The organism is Micromonospora phaseoli, assembly GCF_900109115.1.
GTDB classification, from domain to species: domain Bacteria; phylum Actinomycetota; class Actinomycetes; order Mycobacteriales; family Micromonosporaceae; genus Micromonospora; species Micromonospora phaseoli.
Genome location: NZ_FNYV01000004.1, coordinates 511,358 through 531,565, shown reverse-complemented (window position 1 = coordinate 531,565; position 20,208 = coordinate 511,358). Strand labels below are relative to the sequence as shown.

General features: G+C 74.2%; 6 protein-coding genes. 2 read left to right on the top strand and 4 right to left on the bottom strand.

The window, feature by feature from the left end:
* Positions 1-311: 311 nt before the first annotated feature.
* On the bottom strand, positions 312-12,272 hold the full coding sequence (locus tag BMY89_RS13950) for a hybrid non-ribosomal peptide synthetase/type I polyketide synthase (RefSeq protein WP_092380221.1): 11,961 nt from the start codon (positions 12,270-12,272) through the stop codon (positions 312-314).
* Between the two features lie 34 nt (positions 12,273-12,306).
* On the bottom strand, positions 12,307-15,111 hold the full coding sequence (locus BMY89_RS13945; RefSeq protein WP_092380219.1) for an AfsR/SARP family transcriptional regulator: 2,805 nt from the start codon (positions 15,109-15,111) through the stop codon (positions 12,307-12,309).
* 79 nt (positions 15,112-15,190) lie between these two features.
* Between BMY89_RS13945 and BMY89_RS13940 the strand changes: the two genes are divergently transcribed.
* The gene (locus BMY89_RS13940; RefSeq protein WP_092380218.1) at positions 15,191-16,579 is read left to right on the top strand and encodes a condensation domain-containing protein; all 1,389 of its coding nucleotides are present in this window, start codon (positions 15,191-15,193) and stop codon (positions 16,577-16,579) included.
* Positions 16,580-16,762: 183 nt separating this feature from the next.
* Positions 16,763-17,401, top strand: coding sequence for a nitroreductase family protein (locus BMY89_RS13935; protein ID WP_092380217.1), 639 nt, complete (start codon positions 16,763-16,765; stop codon positions 17,399-17,401).
* 78 nt (positions 17,402-17,479) lie between these two features.
* Here the strand turns inward: BMY89_RS13935 and BMY89_RS13930 are convergent, their stop codons facing one another.
* Both BMY89_RS13930 and BMY89_RS13925 read right to left on the bottom strand, forming a co-directional pair.
* Positions 17,480-18,385 (bottom strand): aminoglycoside phosphotransferase family protein, encoded by a 906-nt coding sequence (locus BMY89_RS13930; protein ID WP_092380215.1) that lies wholly within the window; start codon positions 18,383-18,385, stop codon positions 17,480-17,482.
* 173 nt (positions 18,386-18,558) lie between these two features.
* Positions 18,559-20,127: a pectate lyase family protein gene (locus BMY89_RS13925; protein WP_092380213.1), complete on the bottom strand. Its 1,569-nt coding sequence runs from the start codon at positions 20,125-20,127 to the stop codon at positions 18,559-18,561.
* Positions 20,128-20,208: the final 81 nt, after the last annotated feature.

The window sequence follows — 20,208 nt, the reverse complement described above, 5'->3', positions numbered from 1 at the left end:
CGTTTCGGTATTAACGAAGATTAGCCTAACCTTTGTTAGGTCAGTCTTACTTTGCTTGCCGGCAAACGGTGTGCCGCGGACCGTTTCGAAGGCGATGTCGAAGGTCGGGCAGCGGAACATCGTCGCTGCTCGTACGGGCTCCGGAGCGAGGTTCGTCCGTAGGTCTGCTCCCCGATTATTGCGCCACGAACCCGGATCAGGGCGCCCGGCAGTTCGTCGGTGACCTGTTCCGGATCTGGTTCGCCGCCTGGTCCAGTCGAACGATTTGGCGTCCGTGTTCCGGGCCAGCCGCATAATCCACCGAAGCTCCGTTACGCCGGTGGTCCGGCTGGTAACGCTGCGGGTAGGTCCGCATCAACGAGTTGGTGCAGCAGATGCAGCGGTGCGGCGCCGATCCCCGCCTCGGTCAGCGCCTGTGCGTACGTCGCCGCCGTCGAGTCGTCCACCAGGCCGTGCACCACCGGCAGGGTCGGGCTGGCGGCCCGCAGCAGCGATTCGAGTTGACAGGAGGCGACCGCGCCGGGCAGGCCGAAGCCTGCCGCGTGCCCGGCGATCGCGGCCGGTGGCAGGTCCGCCGGTACGGTCCGGGTGGTCTCCGCGACGTGCAGCAGGCCGCCGCCGACGACGAGGACGTCGCGGTCGTGTCGCATCCGGGCCAGCGCCCGGACCGGGTTCAGGGCGTGCGGGAAGGAGTCGTCCACCACGATCGTGCCGGGGCGCAGCCGGTCGACGTCGAGTGGTTCGGTGGCCGCGCTCGTGGCACCGATGATCAGGTCAGCGGCGTAGCCGGGGTCGGGCACCGTCGAGGTCGTCGCGCAGATCTCGACGGTGCCGGCGAATCCGTCGGACCGCAGCCGGTTGGCCTGGTCTCGCAGGCGGGGCGCGGCCGAGGGGATGTCGCAGAGCACCAGCCGTGCCGGTGGCCGGGGTGCGCGCGCCAGCAGCAGCCGTAGCGAGGAGAAGCCGATCGAGCCGAGGCCGACGACGGCGAGGGTACTGCCGGCCAGGTGCCGCCCGCTCGCCGCCAGCGCGGCCTCGACCGTCAGGACCACGGAGACGACGGTGGCGGCGTGGCCGGTGGTGATCGCCGTGGCGGTGCGGGTACGCCGGAGCACGCCGATGCCGTAGCCGGTGTGCGCGGGAATCAGGCCGGCGAGTGAGACGCAGGCCGCGCCGAGGGTGGCGGCGAGATCGACCGCGGCGGCGGTCTCGGCGGCCAGTGTCTCCCCGGCCGCGGTCAGTTCGTCGGAGAAGCGGGGCAGGCAGACGAAGCCGGAGGTGCCCAGCGGCGTGGTCAGCTCCTCCAGCAGGCGGGGCCGACCGGCGGGAAAGAGCAGTTCGCGGAGCTGTTCGCGGGGCAGGCTGCCGGCGGGCAGGCCGGCGATGGCGGCGAGCTGCGCGGGTGGTGGCAGGTATCCGACGATGGCTGCGGTCAACCTGGTCGACGGCACCACGGCAGGCGCGGTGGCGAGGTTCGGGTCGGGGCGCTCCGGGGTGCCGCGGCGCGACTGTTCGGCCGCTGCCGTGGTGAGGTCGGTACGAAGCCAGTCCACCAGGCGGTCCAGGTCGGTGGGGGACACCGCCGTGGGGGAGCCGCGCAGGGTGACCCGCAGGCCGTCGGGTCCGGGCCGGGCGGTCAGGAACAGGTCGGTGCCGATCGGTGGCGGGGCGAGTTCGGTCTCCTCGTCCCAGGTCAGGCGCAGCCGGGTCGGCGCGGCGGAGCCGGTGTGGCCGGACGGGGCGGCCGGGGGCGGGTCGTCGGCCGACCCCAGCGCCAGGACCGGGTCGAGCGCGTCGAAGTCCAGGAAGCTGAAGAAGAACTGGGCACCGGTCGGCGCGCCGTCGGGCCGTCCGGTGGGCACGGCCGCCGCGATGGACGGTGGATCGGCGTGCTGCCGGGCGGCGGCGACCTCGGCCGCGACGTGGGCGAGGTGGGTGGGGAACGCGGCGGTGCCGGTCAGGCGGAGCGGCAGCATGGCCGCGCAGGGACCGAAGACGCGGTGCAGGTCCGGCAGCGGGTGGTCGCGTCCGGTGACAGCCAGCCCGACGACCAGGTCGTCCTGGCTGGTGAGGCGGGCCAGCGCCCGGTGGTACGCGGTGAGTACGGGGGCGTACAGGGTGCTCGCCGCTTCGGCCGCGAGCCGGCGCAGTCCGGCGACGACCGTGAGGTCGAGGGTGAAGCCGCGTACCGGGGCCGATCGGGTCCGCTGCCCTGGTGCGCCGTCGGCCTCGGGGCGGTCCGCGTCCGGGCTGCGGTCGGTGTCGGCGCGCCGGACCGGTGGCCGGTACGGCGGACCGAATCGCCGAGCCCACCAGGCCCGGGCTGCCGGGTCCGGCGCGGCGGTGGAGCGGCGTTCCAGCAGCGTCACGTAGTCCCGGAAGCTCGTACGCAGCGGCGGAAGTGGGTCGGGCGATCCGTCGGCCTGGCGGTGGTAGGCCGCCAGCAGTTCGTGGCCCAGCAGGGCGGCGCTGTAACCGTCACCGATCAGGTGGTGTGCGTGCACCAGCAGGACGTGTTCGTCCGGCGTGACCGTCAGCAGGCGCAGCCGGAGCAGGGGCCACGCCCACGGCTCGAACCGTCGGCGGCGTTCCTCGGCCACCCGGGCGGCCACGTCGCTGTGCTGGGCAAGGGTCTCGTACTCGACCGGTAGCCGCATCGAGACGGGCAGCTCCTGCTGTACCGGCGGCCGGGCGCCGGCGGGGAAGACGGTCCGGAGCATCGGGTGTCGGGCGACCAGCAGGTCCACGGCGCGTTGGAAGATGTCGCGGCGCAGTCGTCCGTGCAGCCGGAGGCGGGCCAGCCAGGCCGTGCCGGCGCCGGGTACGACCGCGTCGGCGAGCAGGAAACCGCGCTGGGTGGCCGTCACCGGAAACGGGCCGGCCGGGCTGGTGTCCGGGGCGGGCTGGCCGGCAGCCGGTGCGCAGAAGGAAGGGCCCGGGGTGGCCGGCGCCGGGGACAGGCCCGCAGCCGGGCCGGCGGAACCGGAGGCTGGATCGGCGGCGGTGTCGATCGCGGCAGCGAGGGCGGCCAGGGTCCGGTGCTCGTAGATGGCGGTCGGGCGCAGGGCGGTGGGGAACCGTTCCCGGAGCTGGGCGAAGACCTCCAGGATCAGGATGGAGTCGCCGCCGAGGGCGAAGAAGTCGTCGTCCGGGCCGACCGCCGGTACGTCTAGCAGGTCGGCCCAGATCCGGGCCAGGCTCGCCTCGGTGCCGCTGACCGGGCCGGTGACCGGGCCGGTCGTGGTGGCGGGGTGCGGGCCGGTCGTGGTGGCGGCGTGCTCCCGGGCGGTCGCCGGTCGGGTGCCGGTGTGGGCCAGCAACCGGGCGCGGTCGATCTTGCCGGTGGCGGTCAGCGGCAGGCTGTCCAGCAACTGGAGGCGGGCGGGAACCATGTGCTCCGGCAGCCGGGCGGCGAGGTGGGCGCGAAGGTCGGCCACGGTCGGGGTGGACTGCGACGTGGGCAGCACGAAGGCGTGCAGCCGTGGGTGCGGATCGGCCTGGTGCAGCACGGCGGCGGCGGCGACCGCCGGATGCGTCCGCAGCACCGCCTCGATCTCGCCGGGCTCCACCCGGTACCCGTGGATCTTCACCTGGTCGTCCAGCCGGCCCAGGAACTCCAGGGTGCCGTCCGCCGCGACCCGGCCACGGTCACCGCTGCGGTAGAACCGCTGGCCCTCACGGACCACGAACGCCGCGTCGGTCAGCTCCGGCTCGCCGAGGTAGCCGGCGGTCAGGCCGACGCCGCCCAGGTACAGCTCGCCGGCCACGCCGGGCGGGCAGGTCCGCCCGGCGGGGTCGACGACGTGCACCACCGCCGCGCCGACCGGGCGGCCGATCGGCAGCCGGCGTACCGCGTCGTCCGGGCGGCGGTCGATCAGGTGCCAGGTGGCGTTGATGGTCGCCTCGGTCGGGCCGTACAGGTTGGTGATCCGGCAGTCGTCGCCGAACAGGTCGAACCAGCGCCGGACCGGCACCGGCGACAACTCCTCCCCGCCGACATGCACCCAACGCAGCGCGGTCAGGTCCGGCGCGACGCCGTGGCGGGCCACGTGCTCCTCGGCGGCGTGCAGGATCCGCTCCCACAGCGTGGGTACCGAGCTCCACACGGTGATCCGGTCCCGCTCGATCCGGGACAGCAGCGCCTGCGGGTCGCGGAGCAGGGATCGGGTGAAGGTGACCACGGTGGCGCCGACGAGCAGCGGTGCCAGGATCTGTCGGACGGAGGCGTCGAAGCAGCTCGACGAGGTCTGGGCGAGCCGGTCGGTGGGCCGGTAGCCGAAGCTGGCGATGGCCCAGTCGAGGTAGGTCGACATCGACCGATGGGTGACCGGTACGCCCTTCGGTCGACCGGTCGACCCCGAGGTGAAGATCACGTACGCCGGGTGCTCCGGTGCCGGCGGTGGCGCCTGCGGGCCGGTCCCGCTGTCCGTGGTCGCGTCCGCCGCGCTGTCGGAGGTGGGCGGGGCGAGCCGGATCGGCCGGGCCGCGTGGACGAGGCCGGCCGCGGTGGCGGCACACTCGTCGTCATGCAGCAGCAGCTCGGCCCCGGCGCGAACCAGGTGGTCGGTGAGCCGGGCCGGCGGGTGCGCGGCGTCCAGCGGCACCCAGGCGGCGCCCGCCCGCAGGATCCCGACCACCCCGACGACCGTCTGCGGTCCGGGTGCCGTGAGCAGGCCGACCCGGTCGCCGGGGCGTACCCCCTGGCGGGTGAGCAGCCCGGCCACCCGGTCGGCGGCCAGGTCCAGCGCCCGGTAGGTCAGGCTGCCGTCGCCGGTGTCGACCGCCACCGCGTCGGGGGTACGCCGGCAGACCGCCCGGATCCGCGCGGTGACATCGCCACCGGCGGCCGCACCGGGCTGTGCGGGCTGCCGCCGCCCGGCGGCGAGCGCGACGAGTTCCTGCCGGTGTTCGGCGGCGAGCCGGGCCACGGTCGCCCGGGTGAACAGTCGTAGCGGGAAGTTCCAGGACAGGCCGAGGCCCGCGCCCGACTCCCAGCAGAGCAGGCTGAGTCGGGTGGCGGCGGACGCGGATCCGGCCGCCGTCGGGGTGACGGTGACGGGGCAGTCGGGATCCCGGGTGACCGGGAACCGGGCGAAGCTGAAGCCGGCCGGGCTCGCGGTGCGCGGGCCGGCCCCGGGTCGGTCGAGCAGGCGGGCCAGGTCGAGGCTGGTGACCGAGCCGTGCCGCTGCGCGGCGGACCAGGCCACCCGCAGCCGGTCGGCGAGCTGGCCGGTCGGCTCGTCCGGGTCCGTGTCGATGCGTAGCGGCAGGGTGTCGGCGAACGGGCCGACGATCCGCCCGATAGCGGGCAGCCGGGCGTCGCGACCGGCCCGGGCCACGGTCACCGGCACCGACTGCTGCCCACTCCACCGGGACAGGCACCGGACGTACCCGGCGAGGAGCAGATGGAACAGGGAGACGCCGGCGGCGGCTGCCCGGTCGCGCAGCGCTGCCACCAGGTCCGCGTCCAGGTCACCCTGGTGGGTCAGGTACGGCGGTGCGGGGGGCGCAGCCCGGTCGCCGTCGTACGGCAGCGGCAGTGTCCAGCCGTCCCCGGAGAGGCGGTCCTGCCAGTACGACAGGTCCTGCGCCGTTGGTGGGGTGACCGCGCGGGCGTACGCGTCGAAGCCGGGCGCGGGTGATGGTGGCGGTGTCCGGCCGTGGCACAGCGCGGTGTAGCCGGACCACAGCTCCTCGCTGAGCAGGTTGAGGCTGAACCCGTCCCCGGCGGCGTGGTGCTGCACCAGCAGCAGGTGGGCCCGGTCGGGGGTCTCCCGGACGAGCACCGCCCGCAGCGGCGGCTGCCGGGTGAGGTCGACCGGGGTGTTGCACAGCCGCTCCGCAAGGGCGCCCAGCGGGCCGGTGAGCGGCTGCACCGCGTACCAGGCCGGCGCCGGTTGTTCGGTCGGCGGCAGGATCACCTGGCGGGGCGTACCGGCCCCGGTGCCCGGCACGAACCGGACGCGCAGCATCGGGTGCTGTGTCTCCAGGTGGGCCAGGGCCCGGCCGAGCAACGTCGCGTCGATGGTGCCGGTGATGGTCTGCTGGACGAAGGCGTAGCTGGCGACGGTGGGGTGCAGCCGTTCGTTGACGTGGAACGCCCGCTGCACGGCGGTCAGCGGGAACGGCTCGCCGTGCGCCGACGGTCGCGGCCCGGGTTCGTGTACCGGTGCCGGCTGTTCCACTGTGCAGGCAGCCGGTGGTGACGCGGCGTCGGTGGTCGCGGTCAGGTGGGCGGCCAGCTCGGCGACGGTGGTGTACTCGAAGAAGAGGGTGACCGGCAGATCACGGCCGATCTCCTCCTCCAACCGCTTGACCAGGTCCACCGCGGCCAGCGAGTCCAGGCCGAGGGCGAGGAACGACGCGTCGTCGGCGATCTCGTCGGGCCGGCGGTGCAGCGGTTCGGCGAGCAGCCGTCGCAGCAGCCGGGCCACCTCGTCCCGGTTCGGCCCGTCGTGGGCGGCGTCGGGCCGCGGCCGGCCGGCGGTGCGGCCGGCGACGGCGGTGGACGCCGGGGTGGTGGACGTCGGGGCAGTGGACGTCGGGGCAGTGGATGCTGGAGCGTGGGGATCGGCTCGGCGGCGCAGGTCCGCGACGACGAGGTGGGCGGCGTCGAGGCGGCGGGCGAGGGCCAGCGCGCGCAACGCGTCGCGCACGGGCAACGCCCCGGTGCCGGTGCCGCCGGTGCGGGCCGCCATGCCGATGTCGGTGATCGCGGCGAAGCCGACCGCCTGGACGCGGCGGCCGGCGGCCCGGTGCGCGGCGGCGAACGCGTCGAGGAACGCGTTGGCGGCGGCATAGTCCCCGATCGCCCCGGCCAGGCCGGGCAGCACCGCGCTGACCGACGAGAACCCGACCAGCGCCGCGCGGTCGTGGCGGTGCCGGCGCAGCGCCTCGGTGAGCAGGTAGCTGCCGCGTACCTTCGGGGCCAGCACGGCGAGCACGTCCCGGGTGGACTTCACCCGCAGGGTGCCGACCCGGACCGTGCCGGCGGCGTGGAACACGGTGTCCAGCCGTGGTGCCCCGGCGAGCAGCGCGTCGACGTCGGCGGCGACGGTCACGTCGCAGCGGTGGTACGTCACCGCCGCGCCCAGCTCGGTCAGTTCGGTCAGCAGCTCGGCCGGTGCCCGGTCCGACCGGCCGGCCAGCAGCAGGGTCGGCCGGTCGGCGCGGGCGAGGGTACGGGCCAGTGCGGCGCCCACGCCACCCGCGCCGCCGACGATCAGGTGGACGCCACCCGCCCCGGGCCGTCGGGCATCGCCCGTCATGCCGGGCCCGTCGGACGTCGGGTCGGTGGATGTCGGTGCCGGGTCGAGGAACCGGGCGAGGCGGCGCCCGTTGCGCCAGGCCACGCCGATCGCCGCGACCGGGCCGGGCGGGGCGCCCTGGGGCCCGGTGGCGCCGGCACGTCGACCGGTGTCGGACGTCCCGCTGTCGACGAACCCGCGCACCTCCCTGCGGACGGCGTCGACCCGGGCCGCCTCGCCGTCGAGGCTGGACAGGTCCACCGGGCGAACCAGCAGGCCGGGACGCTCGTCGGCGAGCGCGGTGGTCAGCCCGGCCAGTACGGCCTGCACCGGGCGGGGCCGCTCGGCGGCCGAGCCGGTGACGTGTACGTCCTCGGTGACCACGAGCAGCCGTCCCGGGTGGTCGAGCCCCTCGTCGAGCAGGGCGCGGACGGCGCGTACCTGGTCGGCCACGGCGGCGTCGAGGGCGGTCGCGTCGGGCGGGTCGACCGCCGCCCCGGCGAGCAGCACGGTCACCTCCGCCGTCGACGCGCCGTCGCCGGGGCGGGCCGTGATCGACCCGCGACCGGTCGGCGGTACCGCCGTTTCCGGCTCTCCGGTGTGGACCTCGATCCCGTCGGCGGTGAGCGCGGTGGTCAACGCGGCAGCGAACCGGCCGTCGACCCCCGGGCCGCGCAGCCGGACCGTCGGCGGCCGGTCGCCGGCCACCGGCGGCACCTCCCGCCAGGCGGGGAGATACAGCGGTACGGCCGCCTCCGCTGCCGCCGGGGGCGGGTAGGCGCGGCGTTCGAACGGGTAGGTCGGCACGGGGACCCGCCGCCGGCCGACATGCAGGGCGAGCCGGTCGAGCGGCCCACCCCGGGACCAGAGCCCTCCCACCGCCGTCAGCAGCGAGGTGGCACCGGCGTCGGCCGGATGCGCGGGGGCGTCCAGCAGCGTGACCACCCGGACCGGTCCGGCAGCCCTGCCGTCGAAGCTGCGGGCGGCATCGCCGGCCGGACCCAGCTCGACGACCGTGTCGTACCCGTCGTCGAGCAACCGGCGCAGCGCCGCCCGCATCTCTACCCGCACCGTTTCGTCGGCCGGGCCGCCCGGTTCGGTGCCGGTCAGCGCGACGGTCCGCCGGACCGCCTCGGCGACGCTGAGCGTCCCGCTGGCCGCAGCCGCCGCCAACTCACCCACCCCGTGTCCGAGTACCGCGTCGGGCCGTACCCCCCACGCGGTGAGCTGCCCGGCCAGCGCCAGGGCGACCACCACGCCCACCGTCGCGGTGACCTGCCGGTCGGGCCGGTCCCGGTCGGCCGGGGTGTCCTCGGCCAGGCACCAGGACAGCAGGGGTCGCCCCGCCAGCGGGCCGGCTGCGGCACAGGCATCGGTCAGCAGGCCCCGGAAGACCGGCAGCCGAGCGTGCAGGTCCCGGACGACCGGCGCCGGTACCGGTGTGCCGTCGCCCGGGAAGACGAACACGGTGCGGGGGCGGCGGCGGACCGGCGCGTCGGCGAGGGTGTCCGCCGCCTCCTCCAGCCGGTCGGCCAGGTCGGCGGTGGCGACGAGGGCCAGCCGGTACGGGGCGTCGTCGCGGGCGGTGCTGGCGCTGGCGGCCACGTCGGCCGCGGCCAGCTCCGGGTGGGCGCGCAGGTGTTGGGCGAGGTCGCGGGCGCTGCGGCGCAGCGCGGGCGCGGAGTGCGCGGTGAGCGTCACCAGCTGGCCGCCGACGTGGCCGTCGGCCGGTGCCGGTGTGGGCGGCCGGCGCGGCGCCTCGCTGAGTACCGCGTGGGCGTTGGTGCCGCCGAAACCGAACGCGTTCACCCCGGCGACCAGCGGTCCGGGCGCGCTCCACGGGCGGGTCGCGGTGACCACCGCGAAGCCGGTCGCGTCGAGGTCGTACCGGGTGGACGGCCGGACGTGGTGCAGCGACGGTGGCAGCTGCCGGTGCCGCAGGGCGAGCACCACCTTCAGCAGCGCGGGCATGCCGGCCGTGTTGAGCAGGTGGCCCAGGTTGGTCTTTACCGAGCCCAGCCAGCGGGGTGTTCCGTCGGGGCGGGGCGGGAACGCGGCGGCCAGCGACCGCGCCTCCACCGGGTCGCCGATGCCGGTGCCGGTGCCGTGGGCCTCGATGTACGAGACGGCGGCCGGGTCGATGCCCGCGTCGGCGTACGCCCGGGCGATGACCTCCCACTGTCGGTGCGGGTTCGGGGCGAGCAGGCTCAGCGACCGGCCGTCGTTGCCGACCGCGGTGCCGGTGACCAGGGCCAGCACCGGGTCTGCGGCGGCGTGGGCGTCGGCGGGGCGGCACAGCACGAGCGCCGCGCCGCCCTCGCCGGGGACGAAGCCGTCGGCGTCGGCGTCGAAGGCGCGGCAGCGTCCGGTGGGGGAGAGCGCTTCGGCGGCGTCGAGCAGCCGGTAGGCGGTCTCGGTGAGGTTGAGGTTGACCCCGCCGACCACCGCGATGTCGCATTCGCCGGCGGCGAGGCTGCGCGCCGCGAGGTGCAGCGCGACGAGCGCGGAGGAGCAGGCGGTGTCCACGGCGATCGCCGGACCGGTGAGGTCCAGGGTCTGCGCCAACCGGGCCGCGACGAGATTGCGCAGGTTCCCGACCAGCGCCGCCGGCGCGGCGACCGGTCCGTCGGCGGCCAGCAGTTCGGGGTACGCGCTGTCGCCGACGGCCGCGAAGACGCCGATCCGGCGGCCCTGCCGGCGAGGGCCGGCGTATCCGGCGCGCTCCAGCGCCTCGTACCCGATCTCCAGGAACAGCCGGGCGTGCGGGTCGGTCAGCCGGGCCTCGGATTCGGTGAGCCCGAAGAACTCGGCGTCGAAGAGCATCGGGTCGTCGAGGAAGGAACCCCAGCGGGGGTGGTCGCCCTGGGGGGTCCACCGGTGCGCGGGGACCGGCCGGACCTCGTCGACGCCGTCGACGAGGCGACGCCAGAACTGGTCGGGGTCGTCCGCGCCGGGAAACCGGCAGGCCATCCCGATCACTGCCATCGGTGCGGCGTACCCACCGGTCGGGGCGGCCGCCGGCCGGGTCGGTGCCACGCCCGGGCCGGCGAGAATCCGGTCGGTCAGCGTGGCGACGGTCGGGCAGTCCCGCAGATCGGCCGGGGCGAACGTGGTGGACAGGGCGTCCTCCAGCCCGGCGAGCACCTCCATCGCCTTGAGCGACGACCCGCCGATGGCCAGGAACCGGTCGTCCAGGCCGATCGTGTCGGCCGGCCGGTCCAGCACACCGGCCCAGACCGTCCGGACGATCCGCTCCACCTCCCGGCGGGGCAACCGCCAGGGGTCGCCGGTCGGCGGCCCGGCCGGCGTAGTTGCCGGCGGCTCGGCCGCCGTGCTTGCCGGCGCCGGGACGGTCACCGGGGCCGGCGGATGCCAGCGGTGTTCCCGGTCGGCGAAGTCGCCGGCCAGATACCGGTCGCGCATCCGTCGCCGTCGCAACTTCCCGCTGGTGGTCCGGGCGAACGCGCCCGGCGGCAGCGGCAGCACCCGCACGTCGTGGTGTCCGGCCGCCTCCGCCACCCGGGCCCGCGTCGCGTCGAGCACGCCGGCCGCGCCGGCCGGTGGGCGGGCCCACGCCACGAACACCACGATCCGTTCGCCGCCGGAGTCCGGGTCGGTGCAGCCGACCACCGCGGTCACCCCGGTGGGCAGGCCGGGGGTGGCGGCGGCCACCGCCTCCAGGTCGGGGGCGTGGAAGGTGCGGCCGTTGACGAAGACCACGTCCTTGGCCCGGCCGGTGACGCAGAGCCGGCCGGCGCGCAGGAAACCCAGATCACCGGTACGCAGCCAACCGTCCACGAAGGTCTCCCGGCTGGCCTGTGGTGCCCGATGATAGCCGCGGGCCACGTTCGGGCCGCGCACCTCGATCAGGCCCACCCGGTTCTCGACCACCGGTCGGTGCCGGTCGTCGACGACACGGATCTCGCAGCCGTGCACCGGATGACCGAGGTCCATCAACTCCACCGCGTGCCCACCCGGCTGGGTCGGCACCGCCCGTCCCAGGCTGAGGGCGGCCCGGTCCAGCACCAGCGGCGCCGCCACCTCCCCGGCCGGGGGAAAGGTCACCGCGAGGGTAGCCTCCGCCAGCCCGTACACCGGCCGTGGCGCGGCCGGGTCGAGCCCGGCCGCGCGGGTGTGGTCCAGGAAGGCCCGCCACACCGCCGCCGAGATCGGTTCCGCGCCCACCACGAGGCACCGCACGCGGCTCAGGTCGAGGGCGGCGAGGGTGTCCGCCGGTACCCGGCGGACCGCCATCGCCAACGCGAAGTTCGCCGCCGACAGCAGGGTCGCGCGGTGCCGGTGTGCGGCGGTGAACCACAACGCCGGGCGCTTGGCGAACGCCAGCGGTGGGATACGGATCTGCTTGCAGCCGATGGCGAGTGGGGTCAGGTGGGTACCGATGAGCCCCATGTCGTGGAAGAACGGCATCCAGGTGACCAGGACGTCGTCGGGCCGGGCCCCGCTGGCCAGCCGGGCCTGCTCCACGTTGGACAGCACATTGGCGTGGGTCAGCTCCACCCCGCGCGGGGCGCCGGTACTGCCGGAGGAGAACTGGAGGAAGGCCACGTCGTCCGGGGTGCGCCTGGGCAGTTCGTCCGGTGGCGTGCCGGCGCGCAGGGCGGCCAGCCGCAGCACCGGGCCGGGCAGTCCGTCGACGGTGGTGGCGGTGGCGTCGTCGGTGACGACGACCGCGTCGGTGAGCAGGTCACGGACCGCCCGTACCCGGGACGGCTCGGGCGGCAGTGGCACCGGGATCAGGCCGGCGGCGAGCGTTCCCCAGAACATCGGTTGGAAGTCGTCCCCGGCGTCGGCGAGCAGGATCGCGGGGGTGCCGGGAGCGATCCCCGCGGCGTGGCAGCCGCCGGCCACCCGCAGCGACTCGTCGCGCAGCTCGCGGACGGTGACCGTTCGTTCCGTGCCGTCCTCGCGCAGGTGCACGACGACCTGGTCGGGTCTCCGGTCCGCGGCGTCGAGGAGGACGTCGAGCAGCGTCCGTTGGCCGCCGGACCCGGTCGCTGTCTGCACCCGACGATGCTATTACGACCGTCGCCGTCCTAGATCATGACTGCGGTTCGAGGTCGAGTTCGGCGATCCTGCGCCGGGCGTCGTCGGCGGCCGGGTCGCCCAACTCGTCGTAGATCGCCGAGGCCAGGTGCCAGGCCTCGGCGGCCTCGGCGACGTCGCCCATCACGGCCCGGGTCTCGCCGAGTCGGGTGAGGGTCTCGGCCTGGTGGTAGCGGTCGGCGGAGTCGCGGAACAGCTCGATGGACTGTTCGTAGCAGGACACCGCCTGGTGGTGGTCGCCCAGCCGGTGGTAGGCGAAGCCGAGGCTGTCGAGCGTCGCCGCCTGGCCGTTGCGGTCGTCGATCAGCCGTAGCTGGGTCAGCGCCGCCGTGCAGTCGGCGATGGCCTGCGCATGGTTGCCGGCGACGGCGTGCATGTAGCCGATCGCGTTCAGCGCCCGCCCCTCGCCGGCCCGGTTGCTGGCCAGCCGGCACAGCCGCAGGGCCTCGCGGGCGTGCGTCAGCGCCTCGTCGCGGCGGCCGAGCAGGAAGCAGTGCTCGGTGTAGTTGTGCAGGGTCTGCGCCAGTCCGCCCTGGTCGCCGAGCTGCCGGTACAGGCTGATCGCCCGCATCAGCCGCCTGCCGGCGGCGTCGTGCTGGCCCAGCCGGGAGGCGGCCCGCCCGAGCAACCGGTTGGCGGTGGCCTGGGCGTCGAGGTCGCCCAGGCGTTCGGCCGCGTCGAGCGCGGCCTGCTGGGCGGCCAACTGGTCCTGCCAGAGTCCCCGGGGAGCGAGGAAGGTGGTCAGCGCCCAGGCCAGCTGCCAGGCGTACGCATCGAAGCCGGTCGCGGCCGCCTGCCGGATCACCCGCAGCAGCACGTGACGTTCGGCCGCGAACCAGGCCAGCGCGGCATCCTGGTCGGCCATCGGCAGGTGGATGTTGCCGGCAAGTGCCGGCAACGGCGTCACGGGTGTCCATTGCGGCTGGACCAGGCGGGCGGCCGGGTGGGCGCTGTGCAGGTAGTGGTCGTACAGGCGGCGGTGGGCCTGGTGTCCTTCGTCGGCCTGTTCGGCCCGCTGGGCCAGTTCGGCGGCGTACGAGCGCAGCAGGTCGTGGAAGGCGTACCGGTCGGGGTGATGCTCGGTCAGCAGGTGCAGCCGGGTCAGTTCGCGGACCACCGGGGTGACCGCGGCACGGGGCCAGCCGAGCAGCGCGGCCGCGGCGGCGCCGCTCAGTTCCGGCCCCGGATGCAGACCGAGCAGGCGGAACAGGCGTGCCGCGTCCGGGCTCAGGGCCTGGTACGACCAGGAGAACACCCGCCGCACGTCGCCGTCGGCCAGCACCTCCAGTCGGGTTCCCGGTGGACGCAGCTCGGCGGCGATCGCGTCGAGCGGGAAGGTCGGTCTGGTGGCCACCCGTGCTGCCACGATCGACAGGGCGAGCGGAAGGCGGCCGGCTGCCTCGATCATCTCGGCGACGGCGGCGGGCTCGGCCTCCAGCCGGTCCGCGTCGACCCGGCTGCGCAGCAGGTGCATCGACTCGGTGTCGGTGAGCACGTCGAGGGTCAGCAGTCGGGCGCCCTCGTTGGCGACCAGGGTGCTGAGCTGGTCGCGGCTGGTCACGATGACGACGCACCGGCCGGCGCCCGGCAGCAGCGGACGTACCTGGTCGGCGTCGCGGGCGTTGTCCAGCACGATGAGCATCTCGCGGTTCGCCAGCAGGCTTCGATAGAGGCCGATCCGGGCGTCCAGGCTGCTCGGTATGCGGCCCAGCGGCACGTCCAGCGCCTCGAGGAAGCCGAGCAGAGCGTCGGCGGGGGAGACGGACTCGACCCCGTCGTACCCGCGCAGGTTGACGTGCAGCTGGCCGTCGGGAAAGCGGTCCGCCACGCGGTGCGCCCAGTGCAGCGCCAGCGCGGTCTTGCCGATACCCGCCATCCCGCACACCGCGGAGATGACCACCGTCGTCGGTCCGTCGGCCGGTACGCCGACCGCCGCGTCGAGGCGGGCGAGCTGCGCCTGCCGGCCGACGAAGCCGGGCGTGGCGATCGGCAGCTGCTCCGGTCGGGGGCGGGCCGCGCCGGCAGCCGGTCGGTCGGAGCGCGGTGCCGGCACGGCGGGCGGACAACGGTGGTGCAGGATGTCGTCGTGCAGTCGGGTCAGCTCGGGCCCCGGGTCCATCCCGGTCTCCTCGGCGAGGACCTGCCGGGCCCGGCGGAACGCCGCCAACGCTCCGGCCACGTCACCGCTGTGGTAGAGACCGGTCATCAGGTGCCCCCAGGCGCGCTGCCGTAGCGGGTGCCGGTCGACCAGGGTGCGGAGCCGGGGGATGACCTGCGCGGACGCGCCGAGCGCGAGTTTCGTGCCGGCGTGGTCCTCCTCGGCCAGCAGTCGTCGCTCGGCCAGCTGTTCGACCCAGCGGGACAGCGGCCTGGGCAGCGGCAGCCCGGCCAGCGCGGGGCCACGCCACAGGGCCAGTGCCTCGGCCAAATCGGCCTCGGCCCGCTCGGGGTCGCCGCTGGCGAGGGCGTCCCGCCCGCGTCCGGCTGCGGCGTCGAACCGGTCGAGGTCGCGCTCGTCCGGTGCCAACCGCAGCAGGTAGCCGCCGGGTGTGGTGACGATCCGCCCGTCGTGGTCGAGCGCCTGCCGCAGACCACGCACATAGGTGCGGATGTTGGCCCCGGCGGATGCCGGCGGCTGGTCGCCCCAGAGCGCGTTCACCAGCTCATCGGCGAGGACAGCCTCGCCCGGGCGGGCCAGCAGGAAGGCGAGTAGCAGTCGTTGCTTCACCGAACCGAGATCGAGCGGCTGGCCGTCCCGGTACACCGTCAGCGGGCCGAGGAGATCGAAGCGGAGCTGCATCACTCACTTGTACACCGATTGTGCATGGTTGATACGGCGGCGACCGTACCATCACCGCCGAATCGGTGATCTTTCCCAGATGGTGACGGTCGAGGTGCTCATGCGGGAACGGATCCAGGGTCTGCGGACTCAGGTCGCGCGGCTCGACGGCGGGCAGTTCGTCGACGGGGCCCACCGGCAGGCCCCGTTGTGCTGGGGGCAGCGGTGGAGTTGGCACGAGCAGCAGCTGCCGGCCGGGCAGCGGTCGCCCGGCCTGCACCTGGTCCGCCTCGTCGAGCTGCCCGACGGTGCCCGTACCGATGACGTGCGCGCGGCCCTGCAACTGCTGGTGACCCGGCACACCGTACTGCGCAGCACCTTCGCCGTGCCGGCGTCCGGCGGCGTACCGCTGCAGACCGTGTGGCCGGCCGAGGACGCCCGGTACGAGCTCGGTGCGTTCGACGACGCGGCGCACGCCCGGACCTGGTCGCAGGGGCGCGACCTGGACATCGCCGCGCAGTGGCCGCTGCGGGCGGCCGTCGGGCCCGTCCGGCCCGGAGTCCTCGGCGTGCTGCTCGTCGTCCATCACATCGCCGCTGACCAGTACGCCTTCGACCTGCTCTGCGCCGAGCTGCTGGACGCGGTACGCGCCGCCGTACGGCAGCTGTGCCTGCCGCTGCCGCCAGCGGACCGGCAGCCGGTCGAGTTGGCGAACTTCGAGCAGTCGACGGTCGGGGTGCAGGTCACCGAACGCGCGCTCGGACACTGGCTGCGCCACGACGACGATCTCGGCGAGTCGCTGACCAGGCTGCGTGCCGGCGCCGGGCCGCCCAGTGGTCAGCTGCATCTCACCCGGGTGGTGGTGGACGGCGGCGCCTCGCGACTGGCCGAGTTGGGCGCCGCCACCCAGGCCAGCGCCGTCGCCGTCGCGGTCGCCGCAGTCGCCTGCACCCTTGCCCGGCACCTCGACCGTGAGGTCGTGCCGATGACGATGCGCATCGCCAACCGGCACCGGCCCGGGTACGCCCGCAGCGTCAGCTCCCTGGCGCAGAGCGGGCTGCTCGTCGTGCCCGTCACCGACCCGGGGGACCTCGCCGGCGTGGCGCCGGCCGCCTGGTCCGCGACGCTGCACGCGATGCGGCACGCCTACTACGACGGCGACGAACTCTCCGAACGGATGCCGGCCCTCGACAGCGGCCGCCGGCACGCGACCGTCGTACCGCCCAGCGTCAACGTCGTACCGGTCGACGAGTTGCCGCCGGCGCCGGTGCCCCGGTTGTCGACCGGCGACGGTCCGGCGGTCTGGGCCGGTCAGGTGGACTCGCCGTGCCTCGGTCTCGACTTCCACGTCGGCATCGGCGCGTCCGGGCTGGCGATCGAGTTGCGGGCCGGGACGCACCTCGTGGCCGGCGACGACGCGGTCGGGTTGGTGCGCGAGGCCATGGCGCTGATCCTCGGCGAGCGGCACGCCGTTGCGGCGCTCCGCTGACGGTGCTCGGGTTGGTTCCCCGCCCACCGTGACTGGCGTGCTGGTCTGGAGCGTCGGCGTCGGGATGGCCGACGCTCCGGACCAGGACGTCGCGATCGACCGCCTGGTGTTCACCAGCGCGCCGGTCGTCGGTGGTAGCGCCCGACATCGCGCCGCCGCTGCCCGAATGGCAAGATCCATCGCATGGAGTTCGCAGAGGTGATCCGTCGCCGTCGGATGGTGCGGCACTACGCCGACCGGCCGCTCAGCGCCGAGACCGTCGAGAAGATCCTGGCCAGCGCGCTGCGCGCACCGTCGGCCGGCTTCTCGCAGGGCTGGGCCTTCCTGGCCCTCACCGAGCCGGCGGACCGGGCCAGGTTCTGGCCTTTCGTCCCGACCCGGGTCGCGCAGACGCCGACCATGCAGTACGCGCCGCTGGTGGTGGTGCCGCTCGCGCACCAGGCGGCCTACCTCGCCCGGTACGCCGAGACCGACAAGGGCTGGACCGATCGGTCCGTTGCCCGCTGGCCGGCACCGTACTGGTACGTCGACACCGGCATGGCCGCGCTGATGATGCTGCTCGCCGCCGTCGACGAGGGCCTCGGCGCCTGCTTCTTCGGCATCACGCCGGCGGCGGGTGATGACTTCGAGCCCGAGGTCGACGTACCCGCGCACACCGCCGCCTTCAAGGCCGAGTTCGGCATTCCCGACGAGTACGCACCGATCGGCGGCATCTGCGTCGGCTACCGCGCCGAGGACCTGCCGCCGCAGAATCCCGCCGTCGCGGCGCGTCGGCGCGACGTCGGCGCGGTCATCCACCGAGGGCAGTGGGGCAGTTCCTAGACCGGAAATTCTGGTCGTGCTCCGCCGAGGTGGGCCGGGCGCCGACCGGAACCGGGCACCTGTGCTGATCGTGGAGGTTCAGCGCGCGGCGTCGGCGACGATCGCGGTCAGGCGGCTCCGGCATTCGGCGACGAACGCGGGGTAGGTGTGCCAGTAGTAGGAGATGCCGGCCGCGCCCACCGCGACGGCCCAGGCGCGGGCCCGGTGCCAGGTCTGGTCGTCGAGGTCGAGCGCCGCCCAGTAGGCGTGTCGGGCGGCGGGCGGTAGGTCCCAGACCGGGGCGTGCTCGGCGTCGGGCGAGCCGACCGACAGTGCGCCGAAGTCGATGACCGCGTGCAGCCGGCCGTGTCGCGCCAGGAGGTTGGTGGGCCTGAGGTCGCCGTGCAGCCACCCGTGCGGTGCGCTGGGCTCGGGTAGGGTGAGCGCCGCGCGCCAGATCCGTTCCAGGGTGTCGACGTCGATCTCCTGGCCGACGGTGGCCCGGCAGTCCGCGAGTGCCCCGCTGACCCACTCGTCGCAGGCGCGCAGCTCTCCGCCGCGGTACCAGCTCAGGTCGCCCGTGCGGGTCGCACCCATCAGGTCGCCGCGGTGCAGATCCCGTACGACGGCGGCCAGATCGGTGCCGAACGCCGCCCAGTCCCTGACGGTGTCCGGGCTGACCTCGTCGCCGTCGATCCACCGGTAGACCGACCAGGGCAGCGGGAACGCGGCGGTGGGTCGGCCGGCATGCCGTGGCTGCGGGATCCGGCAGCCGAGCAGGGGCGCCAGCCGGGGAAGCCACGTCTGCTCCTTGTGCAGGGACCGCGCCTTGTCGGCGGTACGCGGCAGCCGTACCAGCAGCTCGTCACCCAGCCGGTACATGGTGTTGTCGGTGCCCGCGCCGGCCGGCGACAGCGGCAGCCGAGCCCACTGCGGGCACTGCTCGGTCAGCAGCGACCGGATCGTCTCCTCGTCGACCGGGACCTCGTTCTGGTGCAACGTCACGCCGGGATCGTTGCGCCAGAGGCCGGTGGCTGGCCACCCAATTTCTCCCCCTCCGACGGCACGGCGACGGCAGTGGGTGGGGCCGTCAGCCTCGACGGCCCCACCCACGGGTGCGGTTCCGCGGTCACTTCGGTTCTGTCGGGACGGCAGACCGTCGCTGACCGGCGTAGGTGCTACCCGGCGTAGGTCTCGAACTCGGCGACCCTCGGCGTGCCGGACGAGCTGGTGATCTCGAAGGTGATCTTGCGCAGTGAGGTCGGTGCGAAGGTGATGACGCCCGCCCCGGTTCCGGAGGTCAGTACGGCGCCGTTGTCGTGGTTGACGACCCGCCAGTTGCGGATGTTGCCGGTGGCGCCGGAGGCCTCACGGATGTTGATCCGGGAGACACTGGTGGCGGAACCCCACTTGATCGAGATGGAGCCGGTCGAGCCGCTCGGTGACCAGGCGGTGCTCATGTTGCCGTCCCGCACGTCGCCGTAGCTCGTGCCGCTGGCCTTGCTGGATCCGTCGGAGCCGGCACCGATGCTGAGGTTGGTTCCGCTGGGCTGGCTCGGCGTCGGGGTGGGGCTCGTCGGGCCCGGCGTGGGGGTGGTCGGGCCCGGGGTGGGGGTGGTCGGGCCCGCGGTCGGGCTCTGCGGGGTGCAGTTGCCGTTCGACGTCCGGATCCCCTTGTTGGCGCCGGCCGTCTGGCTGACGATGCTGGGCACGCAGCTCGCCGAGTCGAGGCTGAACGAGTAGGGGATGCTGACGCTGGTGTTGGACGTCGGGTTGGGGCCGGCGGGGTTGTTGTCGCCGCTGCGGCTCGACCAGGTCACGTTGTCGAAGATGTTGCCGCTGACCTGCCAGTAGCCGGCCTGGTCGGTGTAGAAGGTGCCGAGCACGTCCTTGGAGTTCTGGAAGTAGTTGTTGTCCACCTTGGCCTGGGCGCCGGCCCGGGAGTTGATGCCGGACTCGTTGAGCCGTACGTAGTGGTTGTTGTAGATGTGCGCGACGCCGCCGCGCAGCAGGGGCGTCCGGGAGTCGATGTTCTCGTACAGGTTGTGGTGGTAGGTGACGAAGCCGTTGGATCGGTCGCTCTCGCTGGAGCCGATCAGGCCGCCCCGGCCGGAGTTGCGCAGGATGCTGTACGACAGGGTCACGTACTGGGTGTTGTCCTTCATGTCGAAGAGGCCGTCGAAGCCCTCGGACTCCCCGCCCGACGCCTCCAGGGTGACGTGATCGACCCAGACGTTGCGGACGTCGGCCTCCATGCCGATGGCGTCGCCACCGTTGGACGTCGGGGAGCCCGACTTCTTGACGTTCCGCACCGTCACGTTCTGGATGATGATGTTGCTGGCCTCGCGGATGTGGATGCCCAACTGGTCGAAGACGGCCCCGTTGCCGACCCCGAGGATCGTGACGTTGCTGATCTGCTTGAGTTCGATCACGTCGGCGGCGGTGTTGCAGCTCGAACCCGACACCTTGGTGGTGTTGCCGTGGTTGATGGTCCCCTCGACCTGGATGATGATCGGGGTGCTGCTGCTGGCCCGGTTGCAGAGGGCGGCATGGATCTGGGTACCCGTGGTGGCCCGCACCGTCTGCCCGCCCGCCCCGCCGGTGGTGCCACCGTTACGGGTCGCGAAGCCGGTGGCGCTGCCGACCGCCGCCGATGCCTGGGGCGACGTCAGGGCCACGCATACCGTGGCTCCCATGGCCGTCGCGGCCAGTGTCGCCAGGAGTCGCAGGGTGACTGGTCGTCTCATCCTCGTCTCACCTTCCTTGCTATTGGTGGTGGTACTGGTTTGCCGTCAGGAGTAAGGAAGGGCCCCCTCTTAACGTCTGGG

Coding starts and splice junctions, on each gene's coding strand:
- BMY89_RS13935 (WP_092380217.1), top strand. CDS start 16,763: ATGGAGTTCGCAGAGGTGATCCGTCGCCGTCGGATGGTGCGGCACTAC.
- BMY89_RS13940 (WP_092380218.1), top strand. CDS start 15,191: ATGGTGACGGTCGAGGTGCTCATGCGGGAACGGATCCAGGGTCTGCGG.
- BMY89_RS13925 (WP_092380213.1), bottom strand. CDS start 20,127: ATGAGACGACCAGTCACCCTGCGACTCCTGGCGACACTGGCCGCGACG.
- BMY89_RS13945 (WP_092380219.1), bottom strand. CDS start 15,111: ATGCAGCTCCGCTTCGATCTCCTCGGCCCGCTGACGGTGTACCGGGAC.